Source organism: Sporolactobacillus sp. CQH2019, from assembly GCF_028765345.1.
Taxonomy (GTDB): Bacteria; Bacillota; Bacilli; order Bacillales; family Sporolactobacillaceae; genus Sporolactobacillus.
This window is the reverse complement of sequence record NZ_JARAJZ010000005.1, coordinates 279,745-294,188: the sequence shown is the minus strand read 5'-3', so window position 1 is coordinate 294,188 and position 14,444 is coordinate 279,745. Positions and strand designations below refer to the sequence as shown.

Annotated in this window: 11 protein-coding genes; all 11 read left to right on the top strand. The window is 49.3% G+C overall.

Translation table 11 applies throughout. The features are described from left to right. The first annotated feature begins 212 nt into the window (after nt 1-212). Nucleotides 213-1,613 carry an isochorismate synthase gene (locus tag OYT88_RS09515; RefSeq protein WP_274399569.1) on the top strand — a complete coding sequence of 467 codons (1,401 nt, stop codon included), beginning with the start codon at nt 213-215 and terminating at the stop codon, nt 1,611-1,613. Continuing rightward, a complete protein-coding gene (gene menD / locus OYT88_RS09510) occupies nt 1,613-3,358 on the top strand; it encodes a 2-succinyl-5-enolpyruvyl-6-hydroxy-3-cyclohexene-1-carboxylic-acid synthase (RefSeq protein ID WP_274399567.1) in 1,746 nt (581 codons plus the stop codon). Before OYT88_RS09515 ends, menD begins: the two co-directional genes overlap by 1 nt. Then, complete coding sequence (gene menH, locus OYT88_RS09505; protein WP_274399566.1) at nt 3,355-4,176, top strand: 2-succinyl-6-hydroxy-2,4-cyclohexadiene-1-carboxylate synthase; 822 nt, start codon at nt 3,355-3,357, stop codon at nt 4,174-4,176. The genes menD and menH overlap by 4 nt, the downstream gene beginning before the upstream one ends. A gap of 50 nt (nt 4,177-4,226) precedes the next feature. Next, a complete protein-coding gene (gene menC / locus OYT88_RS09500) occupies nt 4,227-5,333 on the top strand; it encodes an o-succinylbenzoate synthase (protein WP_274399565.1) in 1,107 nt (368 codons plus the stop codon). Between the two features lie 667 nt (nt 5,334-6,000). Then, entirely contained in the window at nt 6,001-7,023 is a 1,023-nt protein-coding gene (gene gmd, locus OYT88_RS09495; protein WP_274399564.1) for a GDP-mannose 4,6-dehydratase, read from the top strand. 36 nt (nt 7,024-7,059) lie between these two features. After that, on the top strand, nt 7,060-7,992 hold the full coding sequence (locus tag OYT88_RS09490; RefSeq protein WP_274399650.1) for a GDP-L-fucose synthase family protein: 933 nt from the start codon (nt 7,060-7,062) through the stop codon (nt 7,990-7,992). A gap of 55 nt (nt 7,993-8,047) precedes the next feature. Continuing rightward, entirely contained in the window at nt 8,048-9,115 is a 1,068-nt protein-coding gene (locus OYT88_RS09485) for a mannose-1-phosphate guanylyltransferase (protein ID WP_274399563.1), read from the top strand. Between the two features lie 113 nt (nt 9,116-9,228). Continuing rightward, nucleotides 9,229-11,364 carry a hypothetical protein gene (locus OYT88_RS09480; RefSeq protein ID WP_274399562.1) on the top strand — a complete coding sequence of 712 codons (2,136 nt, stop codon included), beginning with the start codon at nt 9,229-9,231 and terminating at the stop codon, nt 11,362-11,364. Between the two features lie 208 nt (nt 11,365-11,572). Continuing rightward, nucleotides 11,573-11,770, top strand: coding sequence for a hypothetical protein (locus tag OYT88_RS09475; RefSeq protein WP_274399560.1), 198 nt, complete (start codon nt 11,573-11,575; stop codon nt 11,768-11,770). A 513-nt stretch (nt 11,771-12,283) separates the two neighbouring features. After that, nucleotides 12,284-12,445, top strand: a complete 162-nt coding sequence (locus OYT88_RS09470; RefSeq protein ID WP_274399558.1) for a DUF255 domain-containing protein — start codon at nt 12,284-12,286, stop codon at nt 12,443-12,445. A 38-nt stretch (nt 12,446-12,483) separates the two neighbouring features. After that, nucleotides 12,484-14,364, top strand: a complete 1,881-nt coding sequence (locus tag OYT88_RS09465; protein WP_274399556.1) for a thioredoxin domain-containing protein — start codon at nt 12,484-12,486, stop codon at nt 14,362-14,364. The last annotated feature ends 80 nt before the right edge of the window (nt 14,365-14,444 follow it).

Sequence of the window (14,444 nt, the reverse complement as noted above, 5' to 3'; positions counted from 1 at the left end):
ATAAAATCGGTACACTTATTATAGATGTATTCGACAAAATAGTCTAATTGATCTTCGATTAGATATATTCGTCGAATTTATAACAAATTCGATCAATTCGTCTACATCCGTTGAAAGATATAGGCAGCGCCTTTGATTGACAGTGCTCCGGCTGAAGCAGTATCTTATAGGGTAGTTAATTCGTACATTATATTGAATTTAGGGTGATTGTATTGGCTGTCTCTTATGAAACAGAAGAATATGACGGACTGCTGGCCGCCGTTCAGAGAGCCGGCAGGCTGGGTCGGAAGGTTCTATTCAGCCTGACGGAAAGAACCGGCGCTGTCGACCCGTTGTCGTTCTCTTACAGGGGCCGGTCCCGATTTTCCGAAGGACGTTTTTTTTGGCGAAACGGGACGGGCAATGAGATCATTGCCGGATTGGGACAAGCAGTTAAGATAGAAGCAGATAAAGAAGTTTCACGTGTTAAAAATGTCAGAGACACATGGTCGGAAATTCTGGATCAAGCCGTTCTGTCCGGAATTACCGGCCGGGAAGGCACCGGTCCGCTCCTTCTCGGCGCTTTCTCTTTTGATCCGAAGACGAAACCTTCCCGGCTCTGGCGCCGCTTCGGGACCGGTTTGTTTTCTATTCCGGCCGTATCGCTGACCGATTTTCACGGACAGGCTTATCTGACGCTGAATTTAGCCTGCGCGGCCGGAGACGATCCCAAAAAGCTGATGGGCCGCCTGCAAGAAATGAAAAAGAATGCAGCAGGGGAGTTCCCTGCAGTCCCGGATTTCAGGGGCCGGCTGATGGAAAAGGAAGAAAAAAAGCCGGATGAATGGAAAAGGACCGTCCGAAAGGCTGTCGATCAAATCAAAACGTCCGGCCTTAACAAAATAGTATTGGCGAGGGCCCTGGAATTGGCTTTTGATGATCCGATCAATCCCGAAACCGTTTTAAACAGGCTGCAGGAGCAGCAGAAAGGCAATTTTATTTTCAGCCTGGAATCCGCCGGCGACTGTTTTCTCGGAGCGACCCCCGAACGCCTTGTCCGGAAAAAAGGCAGTGAGTTATTTTCGGCATGTCTTGCGGGTTCGATGGTCCGGGGAAAAGACGAAGAAAGCGACGAACGGCTGGGAGAAGCATTATTAAACGATCCCAAAAACCGGCTTGAACATCAGTACGTCGTTTCGACGATTAAAAAAGCGCTCGGCGGGCTGTGCCAAAGCTTAAATGTGCCCGTTGAACCGGTTCTGATGAAGAACAAACATATTCAGCATTTATATACTCCCGTACAGGGCCTGTGCAATCCGGAGTTTTCCGTTTTCGATGTGATCGACCGGCTTCATCCGACGCCGGCGCTCGGAGGCGTTCCTACGGAACAGGCGGTAGACTGGATCCGCGAAAATGAAAATCTGGAACGCGGATTATATGCTTCTCCGATCGGCTGGTCGGACGCATTTGGCAACGGCGAGTTCGCGGTCGGGATCCGTTCGGCGCTGATCCGGGGAAAGCAGGCAACGCTTTTTGCCGGGTGCGGCGTGATTGAGGGCTCAATAGCGGAAAAAGAATATGAAGAAACAGCGGTCAAATTCCGTCCGATGCTGAGCGCATTTGAGGTGAAATGATGAATCATAGTGAACTGCTTACGGCTTACTTATCTTCTTTTGTTGATGAACTTTCGATTAACGGGGTCCGCGATGTCGTCATAAGCCCTGGCTCCAGATCCACACCGCTTGCCCTGCTTTTTGCGGAAAATCCGGAAATCCGGGTTTATCTTGATATTGACGAGCGTTCTGCCGCTTTCCTGGCACTTGGTCTGGCTAAAGCAAAGAAAAAACCGGTCGCGCTGCTTTGCACGTCGGGAACGGCAACGGCCAATTATTATCCGGCCGTCGTCGAGGCATTCTGCGCCCGGGTTCCGCTTCTTGTACTGACGGCAGACCGGCCTTACGAGCTTCAGAATGTCGGCGCGCCGCAGACGATCGGCCAGTCGGAATTGTACGGCAGCCATGTGAAACAGTTTATCGAAATGGAGGTACCGGAAAACGGCCTTTCCCTGCTCCGGCACACGCGGACCGTCTGCGCCCGGGCCGTTTCGCTGGCTCTTACCCGTCCTTTCGGCCCGGTGCATCTTAATTTTCCGTTAAGAGAACCGCTTCTGCCGGACATGAAGACGGCCGCCGGCTATCGCCGGCAGGAGGAAAAAGCTGTCCGCATACACGGCGGTCTACTCGCCCTGTCCGTTTCAGACAATCGTTTGATTGCTGAAACGATCCGAACAGCCCAAAAAGGGATCATTATCTGCGGGCAGCTGGAATCCTCAGGGACAGAAGAGGCCGTAACGGCTTTTGCGGAGCATCTCGGTTTTCCGATTCTTGCCGATCCGCTTTCGCAGCTCAGACGCGGACCGCATGCTTTTTCAAACATCATCGAGTGCTACGATGCTTTTTTGCGGGATGATCGGACGGCTTCGCTTCTTCAGCCGGATTTGATCATCCGTTTCGGGCCGATGCCTGTTTCCAAAGCCCTGACGCTTTGGCTGAAAAAGCAGCGGACGCCTCACTTTGTGGTTGACGGCGGCCGGGGCTGGCGCGATCCTTCAGCGGCGGCAACGGAAATGATTTACTGCGATGAAGAACGGTTTTGCCGTGATCTGACCGGACTTCTTCCGCAGAGCGGGCGCCGGGACTGGCCGCTCCTTTGGAAAAAAATCAATCAGGCTGCCAAAACGGCACTGCTCAGTGTCCGTGATGAACAAAAGCTGAGTGAGGAAAAAGCCATGGTTCAGATCGGCGATTTGCTGCCCGATCAATCCTGCCTGTTTGTCGGAAACAGCATGCCGATCCGGGAGCTGGATACGTTTCTCTTTACAGACACCCGGGATGCGGCGGTCTATGCCAATCGGGGCGCAAACGGAATCGACGGTGTCGTTTCGACTGCCGTCGGCGTCAGCCTTGCCGGCAAGCCCACAGTACTCGTGATCGGCGATCTCAGCTTTTTTCACGATATGAACGGTCTCCTGGCGGCCAAACAGCAGCGGACCGATCTGACCATCGTTCTGATCAATAACAACGGGGGCGGAATCTTTTCGTTCCTCCCCCAGGCTGCGGAAAAGGATTATTTTGAAACACTGTTCGGCACGCCCCACGGGCTGGATTTTGCCAATGCGGCACGGCTCTATGGAGCAGATTATCAGAATGTCCGCAGCTGGAGCGAATTTACAGCGGCCTTCACCCGTTCGTTTTCAAAACCGGGATTGAAAATCATTGAGATCCGGACAAACCGTGAAGAAAACGTCCGCAGACGGGGGCGGCTAAGGCTCCTTGTCAATGAACAAATATCGGCGGTTTTAGGAAGGGACGGACAATGATCGTCACACTTCGCGGCATCGCCTATCATATTGAAATGTCCGGACAGGGCGAAACGGTGCTGCTTCTTCATGGATTCACAGGAAGTCTCGCGACTTGGCAGTTTCTCGATCAGGCGCTCGGAGACCGGTTCAGGCTGGTCAAAATCGATTTAATGGGACACGGACAGACGGCCTGTCCGGCAGATCCGCGGCGATATGCAATGGATGAAGCCGTCAATGACCTGGCAGCCCTGATTGACAGGCTGGGGCTTGAGAAAGTACATATTCTGGGCTATTCGATGGGCGGAAGGCTCGCACTCGGTTTTGCCTGTACCTGCCCGGACCGGGTTCGCAGCCTGATACTCGAAAGCGCCTCACCCGGACTGGCGGATGAAGACAGCCGGAAAGCACGCAGGCTCCACGATCGAAAACTCGCCGATTTTATCAGGCATTCGGGAATCAGGCGGTTTGTTGATTATTGGGAGAACATCCCCCTTTTTGAATCGCAGAAGCAGATGGCGGCGGAAAAACGGGAAAAATTAAGAAGGGAACGGCTGGCGTGCAGTGAAAACGGACTGGCGGGCAGCCTGCTCGGCATGGGCACCGGTTCCCAGCCGTCGTGGTGGGATGATCTTGATTCGCTCTCTTTTCCGGTTTTGTTGCTGACGGGCCGGCTTGACCGGAAATTTTGCCGCATTGCGGATCAGATGGGCAAACGTTTAAAAAAAGCGGACCGGCAAGTGATTGGTTCGGCCGGCCATGCGGTTCATCTCGAAAAGGAGTCGGTTTTTTCGCAAAAAGCCCTCAAGTTTCTGATCGACCGTACCGGACGCAAATAGACTGTCTGTCCGGCCGAAAATTTTGGCTCGACTGAAGTGGGAGTGATGAGATGGAGATTGATTCAATCACCCTTCGACTAATTTCATCGCCGCTGAAAACACCTTTCATCACTCACCTGGAAACCGTCACAAAGCGTGAAGCGATTATCATTGAAGCCAGGGATCGGGAGGGAAGAACAGGCTATGGGGAAGCCGATCCTTTTTCCAGCCCGTGGTATACGGAGGAAACAATCGCTACCTGCTGGCTGATGCTGCGTGACTATTTAATTCCCCTGATGCGGCATCGGGAAATTTCCGGTCCCCGGGTGCTGGATGCCCTATGGTCCGGCATTCGGAGAAACAGGATGGCCAAATCGGGCTTAAGCCAGGCAATATGGGATCTGTATGCCAAGGAAAAAGGCCTGTATCTCGGCCGGTTAGTCGGATCGGTGAGAAAAAAAGTGGCGGCTGGCGCCGTGATTGCAGCGGGAAATAATGAAGAGGCGGTCCGGCAGATTGAACATTATTCGGCATCCGGTTATCAGCGCTACAAAATAAAGATTTCCCGTTCGACGGATGTAGCCCTGCTTTCTCTAATCAGAGACCGGTTTCCGGATATAGCTTTGACGGCCGATGCCAACTCGGCCTATTCGTTACGGGATCTGGAGCATCTGAAGCAGCTCGATGCCTTTAAACTGCAAATGATCGAGCAGCCGTTTGCGTACAACGATCTCGTTGAACATGCGGCCCTGCAGCATCAGATAAAAACGCCGGTCTGTCTGGATGAAAGTATTTGCTCGCTTGATGATGCACGTTCTGCTTTGAAGCTCGGCAGCTGCCGGGTCGTCAATCTGAAAATGGCCCGCGTCGGCGGCTGGGCCGAGGCTCTGAAAATTCACGGACTTTGTCTGAAAGAAGGCATTCCGCTCTGGTGCGGGGGAATGATTGAATTCGGCGTAGCTAAAGCACACAATATTGCTCTGGCGGCGCTTGAAGGCTTCACACTTCCGGGAGATCTGTTTGCTTCTTCACGCTATTGGCCGCGCGACATTATTGAACCTGAGATAAAAGTTGAAAATGGTTATATCCGTGTCCCGGACGGTAAAGGAATCGGATTCGGAATCAATCAAAAACAGCTTGAAGCGCTGACAAAAAATTGCATGGTGTTCAAAATGTAAGACTTGTTTTCCAAATTTATTTTTCTCCCACAAAAGCCATGAGGTCAATCTCATGGCCTTTGTCATAATATGGAATCTTTTTGCCCGTTTTCCGCTGCCGGGTGCCGAATCCCGCCGCTGTTGAAATCGATTTCATCGCCGCACTTTTATTATCCGTCGCGGGTCAGCGGCTGTTACAAGCTGCTTTATCAGTTGCCGTTCAGACATGCATCGATTAATCGCTCCGAGACGCTGACAGATGCTAAGATACGGAAGCATTATCCCCGAATGCGAAGCATGCCGCCCTATCTTTTTTAGAAACAACATCTGCTGTCCGGTGTTCAGGCTCAGGCAGCCGGCCTTCTCCACTGCGCGTTTCAGCCATCCGCTTTTTTCCTTAAACTCTTTCTCATTCAGACCTGCCGCTGACGGATTCAGTTCGGCCGATGAAACGCTGCCGCAGCGAAAGACCGGATATTCTCTCCAAGCAAAACCGGCCGGTTCGCGATTCATATGGCGGACAGGCAAAGAGCCCGGCGAAAATGGCGGGCAGAGACCTGCTGCGTAAAATTTCTGTGAGACAAACGTCCTCCGCTAATAATCCTTTCAATAAATAGGTGCCAGTACAATCAAAAATGCCTAAAGATTAATAACGTATAGAGTAATTGAATTATGAGGTGTTGCGCTAATGAAAAAAGCCATAATTACCGGCATTACGGGACAGGACGGATCTTATTTAGCCGAGCTTCTTCTTAAGAAGGGCTATGAGGTGCACGGTATTGTCAGGCGGCACAGTTCCCCGAACACAGAAAGAATCGATCATTTATTGAAAAATCAAACAAAAGATCGGCAGAGATTGTTTCTCCACTACGGAGATTTAAGCGATTCAAATAGTTTAAGCAAATTAATCTATACGATTCAGCCGGCTGAATTTTATAATCTGGGCGCTCAGAGCCATGTCAGTGTTTCATTTGATATTCCGGAATTCACATCGGATGTAAATGCATTGGGGACCTTGCGTATCCTGGAGTGTATTAAGGAAGTCAACCCAAACATTAGATTCTACCAAGCTTCCTCAAGTGAACTGTACGGTCTGGTCAGAGAGATTCCCCAGAATGAAAATACGCCCTTTTATCCGAGGAGCCCTTATGCGGCTGCAAAGCTCTATGCTTACTGGATTACAGTCAATTACAGAGAAGCATACGGTCTGTTTGCCTGCAACGGCATCCTTTTTAATCATGAATCGCCGAGAAGAGGAAAAAACTTTGTGACTCGAAAAATTACAACCGGTATCGCCGACATATTGAACGGAAAACGGGAAAAACTCGTTTTAGGAAATTTAAATGCAAAAAGGGACTGGGGTTTTGCAGGCGATTATGTCGAAGCGATGTGGCTGATGCTGCAGCAGGATCACCCCGACGACTATGTGATCGCAACCGGAGAAACGCATACCGTGAGGGAATTCTGCGAGCTGGCCTTTAGAATCGCCGGCATTCAATTGACCTGGACCGGTGAAGGGTTAAATGAGAAGGGGATCGATGCGGACACCGGCAAAGAATTAATTTCCGTCAGCAGCGAGAACTTCAGGCCGAGCGAGGTTCATCTGCTGCTGGGGGATCCGTCTAAGGCCAAAAGCAAACTTGGATGGAAAACGAATGTGACCTTTGAACAGCTTGTTAAAATGATGATGAATCATGACCGAAGCGGCTGAACGACGAATGCTAAAAAACAAAGGGTGCTGACTGCAATAGAAAAAAACAGCTGTATTTATGTGGCAGGGCATACCGGACTGGTCGGCTCTGCCTTAGTTAGAAGTCTGAATCGGAAGGGCTATAAAAATATCATCGGCAGGACCCATGGAGCACTCGATTTAACGAATCAGGCAGCAGTTGAAGACTTCTTCGCAAAAGAAAAAATTGACTATGTGTTTCTGGCGGCGGCCAAGGTCGGAGGAATCGGAGCCAACCGCACTTACCCGGCAGACTTCATTATGGATAATTTACTCATGGAATGCAACGTCATTAAAAGCGCGTTTCGCCATAAAGTCAAGAAGCTTCTTTTTCTAGGCAGCTCCTGTATTTATCCCAAACTGTGCCCTCAGCCGATAAAGGAAGAATACTTGCTGACAGGTCCTCTGGAACCGACAAATGAAGCTTACGCTCTGGCGAAAATATCGGGGCTTAAGATGTGCAGCTACTATAAAGAACAGTACGGCGCGAATTTCATCAGCGCAATGCCCACAAATCTGTACGGCCTGAATGATAAGTTCGGCTCGAACGGTTCTCACGTTATTCCGGCTATTCTATCAAAAATGGAGGCTGCGAAACGACTCGATCAACCGGCCGTGAAATTGTGGGGCACCGGAACGCCTCTCAGAGAATTCTTATTTGCGGATGATATGGCAGACGCGTGCGTCCATCTGATGGAAACTTACAACGGCCGCAGCCATATCAATATCGGCACGGGTCGGGAGTTAAGTATTCGCGATCTGGCGGAATTAATTAAAAAAACAGTGGATTACAAAGGCGACATCGTTTTTGATCCGGGCATGCCGGATGGAACGCCGAGAAAATTGTTGGATTCGTCCAGAATAGAAAAATTAGGATGGAAAGCGAAAATCGGTCTGGAGGAAGGGCTCAGGCTGACTTATGATTCGTATATCCGCAGCCTGAGAGCGTAGGCTTTTTGCAGTTCCGTATGTTTTATTATCAATCAACAGGAGTGCGTTATGTTATATGGAAAATTATGCCGTTATTATGGCCGGAGGTTCCGGAACAAGGCTGTGGCCTCTTTCCAGAGAAAAGAAACCGAAACAGTTTATATCTATTGACGGCGGCAAACCGTTCCTTGTTCAGACGATTGAACGTATATGTGAAGTGATTCCGGCAGAAAGATGCTTTGTGATCACCAACAAAGATTATCTTAATATGACAGAAGAGGCCGTTAAGGACTTCATTCCGCTTTCAAATATCATCACGGATCCCTTAAAAAAAAATACAGCAGCATGCATCGCTTACGCAACTTTATATTTAGAAAAAATGTTCGGCCGAGGCTCGGTATGTTTTATTCCGGCCGATAGCTACGTTAAGAATAAAGCCGGCTATCTGAACGCTGTCCGGAAGGCCTGTCAGGCGGCCGAAGACAGCGGCGACATTATGGTTGTCGGCGTTAAGCCGTCTTATCCGTCCACGGCGTTCGGCTATATACGAATCGGCGCCGAGAGTCGGGAAGGAATATATAAAGTCGTCCAATTTAAAGAGAAGCCTGATCCTGAAACGGCCGAAAAATATATCAAAACAGAAAAATATCTATGGAACAGCGGTATTGTTGCGGGGCAGCTGCAGGCACTGGCAGCCGGAATCCGGCATCACATGCCCGAGCATTATAAGAGACTGTCCGAAGCTTTGAAGTATCAAGGTACTTCCCGTTTTTCCCCGATGATTGAAGCCGCCTACAGCGGCCTGGATGACATCTCCTTCGACTATGCGTTTCTTGAGAAAAGCCGCAGCCTGCATGCGGTGAAAGGCGATTTTGACTGGTACGATATCGGGAGCCTGGAGGCCATTTCCATCCTGATCGGAAAAGACGACCATAATAATTCCGTCGTTGGAAAACATTTAGGCATTGATACCGAGAATTCTACGATTTACAGCCTCGATAGCCTCATAACCACGATCGGACTCAGCGACATGATTGTCATGGAAATCGGCGGTACGATTATTGTTTGTCCGAAGTCCAGGGCGCAGGACGTAAAAGCTTTAGTCGAAATGCTTAAGAAAAACGGGTATGAAAAATATTTATAGGCATGCCGCTTTTCGATTTTTCGCAATAAATACAGACGGCGGCCGTTGAATTAAGATTCAGCATATTTTTATTTTTGCTTTTGAGAGAAAAAATATTTCAGGAGGAGTGTCTGATGCATTCGGCGAATCATGATTTGAGCATTTTTCAAAAACACGAAAATTTCAAAATCAGAATTATCCGGGAAGAACCATTAACTGTCGGCAAGACTGGACAGACGGATCAAAACAGCGGGGCGAGCAAATGCCGTGTGCCGGAGAAAAATGAAAACACAAAGGATATTTTAGTAGCGACTTCCATTAAACCGGATGATATTAAGTTGCAAACAGAAGCGATTGATACATGGCTGAAAACGGGTTTTAAAGTAGTTGCTCTGAACACCCGGGAAGAGGCCGAGCGGTTGAAGCCTTATTTTCCCAATATCCACTTCCATATCATTGAAAGAAGCGCTAAAAAACGATACGGGCGGTCCTATATCTATATCTACGATATCATGCGCTATTTGAGCGGCACGGATTACGATATTGTCGGGATCGTCAATTCCGATATCTATTTTAAAGGCGTCCGCCGCAATTTTGTTGATTTTATCCGGCGGGAGGCGGCCGGCAGTCTTGTATACGGACACAGGCTCGATGTGAGCAATCTTAGTGATAACTATGGGACTCTCAGGAACGGAGTCGACTATTTCTTCTTCGATAAAAACCTGATTCCGATTTACAAGGACGACGGAATGTGCCTGGGACAGCCCGCCTGGGACTGGTGGATGGTCTGCGTTGCCGCTGCGGCTCATAAACCGACCAAACGGTTATTAAGTAAAATTGCCTTCCATCAGATCCACCCCAAGGAGTGGTATGAATCGCTGAACCAGTATCTCATCGAAAGTGTCGTTTTCAGAAATTATCTGCAAAAATTGTATCCCGGCGCAGCAAAACGTGAACTGAACAGTAAAATGTGGGATATTGTGATTTCCAAAAACGGCATTGAATATGAAGCGGAAGATACGGCTTCTCCACTGGAATCTCCTGCTGCAGAAGTGCCGGAGACGGAACCCGAAGAAAAGCAAATTCCGGCCGCTTCACCAAACAGTATCAAATATGAGGCGGAAGATACGGTTTCATCACCGGAGCCCCCTCTCGCAGAAGTGCCGGAGACGAAACCTGAGAAACTGCAAATTCCGGCCGTTTCACCCAACGGTATTAACTATGAGAAGAAAGCCGCGGCTCCTTTGCCTGAGCTTCCTGCTCTCAAGACGCCGAAAAAAAGGCTCGAAGGGACGGAAATTCCGGCCGCTTCACCAAACAGTATCAAATATGAGGCGGAAGATACGGTTTCATCACCGGAGCCCCCTCTCGCAGAAGTGCCGGAGACGAAGCCTGAAAAGCTGCAAATTCCGGCTGTTTCACCCAACGGCATTAACTATGAGAAGAAAGCCGCGGCTCCTTTTCTTGAGCTTCCTGCTTCCAAGACACCGGAAAAAAGGCTTGAAGGGACGGAAATTCCGGCTGTTTCAAATAGAAAAGCGCTCAAGCTCAAGCCCATCTTAGTGGCGACTTCCGTCAGTCCCGACAGAATAGAGGCACAAAAAAGGGCCATAAAATCATGGCTGGATGCGGGTTTTGATGTCGTTTCTCTGAATACGGAAGAAGAAGCAGATACGCTTAAGGCCCATTTTCCGGACATTAAGTTTCACATCGTGAAAAGAAGCGCCAAAGAAAAATACGGCAAACCCTATATTTATATCTATGATTTTATGAGTTATCTCAACAGTACGGATTATAAAGTTGTCGGAATCGTCAATTCTGACGTCCAGTTCAGGAATATAAGGCCCGATTTTATAAACGTTATTTACAGTGAGGCGCTGAACAGCCTGGTTTACGGACACAGAATGGATGTCACCCATATAAGTGATTCCTCGGGTACGCTCAGCAACGGCGTCGACTATTTCTTTTTCGACAGAGACTTGATATCTGTTTATCAGGACGATGGACTCTGCATGGGACAGCCCGCCTGGGACTGGTGGATGGTCTGCGTCCCCGCATCAAAAAATAAAATAACGAAACGGATATTGAATCCGATTGGATACCATGAAATCCATCCGCAGCAGTGGGATCAGGAACTGAATAAACATCTGATTGACACCATTGTTATGGAAAAGTATGTAAAGAAATTATACCCGGATGTTGCCGATTATTATGAATTGGATCGCAAGATGTGGGGTATCGTGATTACGAAAAACGGTATCGCAATTTAGTGAAAGGAAAAACAACAAACGGCAGTCCGCTTCAAACACCCGTCTTGCTCCCTTTCTTCCGCCTTCTTTTCATTCATATCCGGCAGGATAAATGCCTTTCTTGCGGAGGCAAGAGAGTTTTTGCAAAGAGAAAAAAAGTGCTCGATCACTCCTATAGTTTCTTTAGAAACCGATCGGCCGTTCACTTAGGCGGGCGGTTTTTATTTTAATGGGTATCCCCTCAACTCATGTATCAGTCGGGCCCCAGCGTGAAAATGCCATCGATTCTTCCGGAATGCTCATGAGAACGGCGGTTTATTTCGCTGAAAAAGAGGGCTGTCCGGCGCAGACAGGCGCTGCCTGCGGAGATGCCCGATCTTTTTCTTCGGCTGCCGCGATTGATGAAAATGCCGGCTATCAACTTTAAATGGCTGCTTATCAGCGGTTGCTTTCGGTTTAAACTCCTGATGGGCCGATATTTCGCCGGAATAGGGCGAATCGAGGCCCTTTTAGGGCGATCGTCTGCTGCTTTGGGGGCAATTAGCCAATTTTTTCGGGGATGAGGATTCTCGGACCGATACTGGCCGGCGGCCTGGCTGTATGGATCGGATTTTAGTCCATTATTGAGCTGTTTACCGATTATTACCGCGGTTTTATCGGCCGTCGCCGGCGATTAATCGGTCGTCAGCAGGTACACCCGGTTTATCAACCGTGACAGGAGTTTATCGGCTGTTGCAGAAGTCCGTTATTCACGGAAGCGCTCTCCGTCTTTCGAGAGATTGATGTCTCAGGAAAGGCCGGTCATCATCTGAAGGCTCAGCAGGAAAATGAACGAAAGAAATACTCATATTTTTTTCCCCGAAACCTCATACCATTCGTTTTTGCCGTATTCTTAGGGTAAGATAAAGAAGAAGAGCTGATAAAGAAAGAAGGTGGTTCCATGCCGATCAATAAGAAACCCAATCGATTAATCGCTGAAAAGTCTCCGTATCTGCTTCAGCATGCACACAACCCGGTTGACTGGTATCCATGGGGAGCCGATGCATTCGACAAAGCGAAACGCGAAAATAAACTTATTTTCGTATCGATTGGGTATTCCTGAGCTGGCGTGATAAAGCTACATGTCACTGGTGCCATGTGATGGCACGCGAATCATTTGAAGATGAAGAAACGGCAGGGCTGCTGAATCAATATTATGTGTCCATCAAGGTGGACCGTGAGGAACGTCCGGACATTGATGCGGTGTACATGAAAGTATGTCAGGCCCTCAGCGGACAAGGCGGATGGCCTCTGAACGTGTTTCTGACGCCGGACCGGAATCCGTTCTATGCAGGCACCTATTTCCCGAAAACAAGCGTGTACGGCCATCCGTGTTTTAAGGATGTTTTGTTGTCTCTGAAAAAGCAATATGATGACAATCCTTCCGAGATTGAAAGCCTGGCAGACCGGATTGTCAGAACGCTGTCGGAAGAATCGAGACGGAATGTCTCCCTGCCCGAAGACGTTCTCGATGAAGTTTTTAATCACCTTCTGCAAAATTTTGATCCGCAGTACGGCGGGTTCGGAGCGGCTCCGAAATTTCCGGCGCCTCATCAGCTCCTGTTTCTGCTGCGTTACGCGCGCTGGAGAAAAAACGGACGGGCCGTCGGGATGGTCCGAAAAACGCTTGTGTCGATCGCCAGGGGCGGCATTCACGATCATATCGGGGGCGGATTTTCGCGTTATGCAACGGATAGGAAATGGCTGGTTCCGCATTTTGAGAAAATGCTTTACGACCAGGCCATGCTTGCGATCGCCTATACGGAAGCCTACCAGGCAACCGCCGATCCGCTTTTTGAGCGTGTGATCGATGATATTTTTGAATACTGCGGCAGGGAACTCCGCAGTCCGTCCGGCGGTTTTTATTGTGCGGAAGATGCGGACTCGGAAGGGATCGAAGGGAAATACTATGTCTGGTCGCGGGAAGAAGTCTGCGAAATTCTCGGAAAAGAGCAGGCAAGGCTGTTCTGCACCGCGTATCATATCGCCCGCGAAGGAAATTTCAACGGGAAGAACATACCGAACCTGATTGGGACCGATCCGGCCGATCTGGCCCAAAGATTTTCTGTCGGCGCAGCAGAACTTGCGGACCGATTGCATGAAGCCGGAAAGAAGCTGCTTGAAGCACGGAACGGCCGTGTGCATCCGCGCAAAGATGATAAAATTCTGACCTCCTGGAACGGACTGATGATCACGGCTCTGGCTAAGGCAGGCTCTGTTCTACATAAAAAAGATTATGTAAACTTAGCAGAAAGTGCGTGGCAATTCGTCGAAAAGCATCTGATACAAAACGGAAGATTAATGGCCCGCTTTCGCGACGGCGAAACAAGATATGACGCCTATCTGGATGATTACGCATTCTTATCACTCGCTTGTGAAGCTCTGTACGAAGCAACCTTTCATCCGATTTACCTGAAAAAAATGAAGCACCTTGCCGATGAGATGATCGCCCGGTTCTGGGATGAGGCGGGCGGCGGATTCAGGCTCTGTGCCGCTCGTGACAAACAGTTGGTTCTTAAGACGAAAGACGCCTATGACCATGCGATTCCGTCCGGAAACAGTGCGGCAGCTTTTGTTCTGCTGCGCCTTGCGCAGCGGACCGGAGAGAGCGGCTATGCCCGTTATGCGGAAAAAGTATTTTCCGCTTTTGCCGAAGATATTCGTACTTATCCGCCCGGTTACACCTTTATGCTGACGGCTCTGCTCTTTCGGGCATCCATTCCGAAAGAACTCATCGTCCTGAAAGGCGGGAAGGGAGACTCTTTCAATGATGCCATCAGGCGGCTGCAATCACTTTTTCTTCCTGAAGTGACTCTTTTTGCGGGGGACGAAGATACGCTGGGAAAGCTGAATCCGCACTTGAACGTGTATTCGGCCATCGGCGGCCGGACAACCTATTTTCTCTGTGAGGATTTTATCTGCCATCTTCCCGTCGTTCACCTCGGCCAGCTGCTCAGGCAGCTTGGTGAAACAGATTCCTAATTGTGCCTTAACTTCTCTTTTACAAAGCCTTTTGCTCATTATGGTATGATGGAGAAACAGGAGATCAGATGGGGAGGAAG

What these genes read in the sequence shown, in the direction of transcription:
- menD (WP_274399567.1), top strand. Translation starts at nt 1,613, where the DNA reads ATGAATCATAGTGAACTGCTTACGGCTTACTTATCTTCTTTTGTTGAT.
- gmd (WP_274399564.1), top strand. Translation starts at nt 6,001, where the DNA reads ATGAAAAAAGCCATAATTACCGGCATTACGGGACAGGACGGATCTTAT.
- menH (WP_274399566.1), top strand. Translation starts at nt 3,355, where the DNA reads ATGATCGTCACACTTCGCGGCATCGCCTATCATATTGAAATGTCCGGA.
- OYT88_RS09475 (WP_274399560.1), top strand. Translation starts at nt 11,573, where the DNA reads ATGGGTATCCCCTCAACTCATGTATCAGTCGGGCCCCAGCGTGAAAAT.
- OYT88_RS09470 (WP_274399558.1), top strand. Translation starts at nt 12,284, where the DNA reads ATGCCGATCAATAAGAAACCCAATCGATTAATCGCTGAAAAGTCTCCG.
- OYT88_RS09465 (WP_274399556.1), top strand. Translation starts at nt 12,484, where the DNA reads ATGGCACGCGAATCATTTGAAGATGAAGAAACGGCAGGGCTGCTGAAT.
- menC (WP_274399565.1), top strand. Translation starts at nt 4,227, where the DNA reads ATGGAGATTGATTCAATCACCCTTCGACTAATTTCATCGCCGCTGAAA.
- OYT88_RS09480 (WP_274399562.1), top strand. Translation starts at nt 9,229, where the DNA reads ATGCATTCGGCGAATCATGATTTGAGCATTTTTCAAAAACACGAAAAT.
- OYT88_RS09485 (WP_274399563.1), top strand. Translation starts at nt 8,048, where the DNA reads ATGGAAAATTATGCCGTTATTATGGCCGGAGGTTCCGGAACAAGGCTG.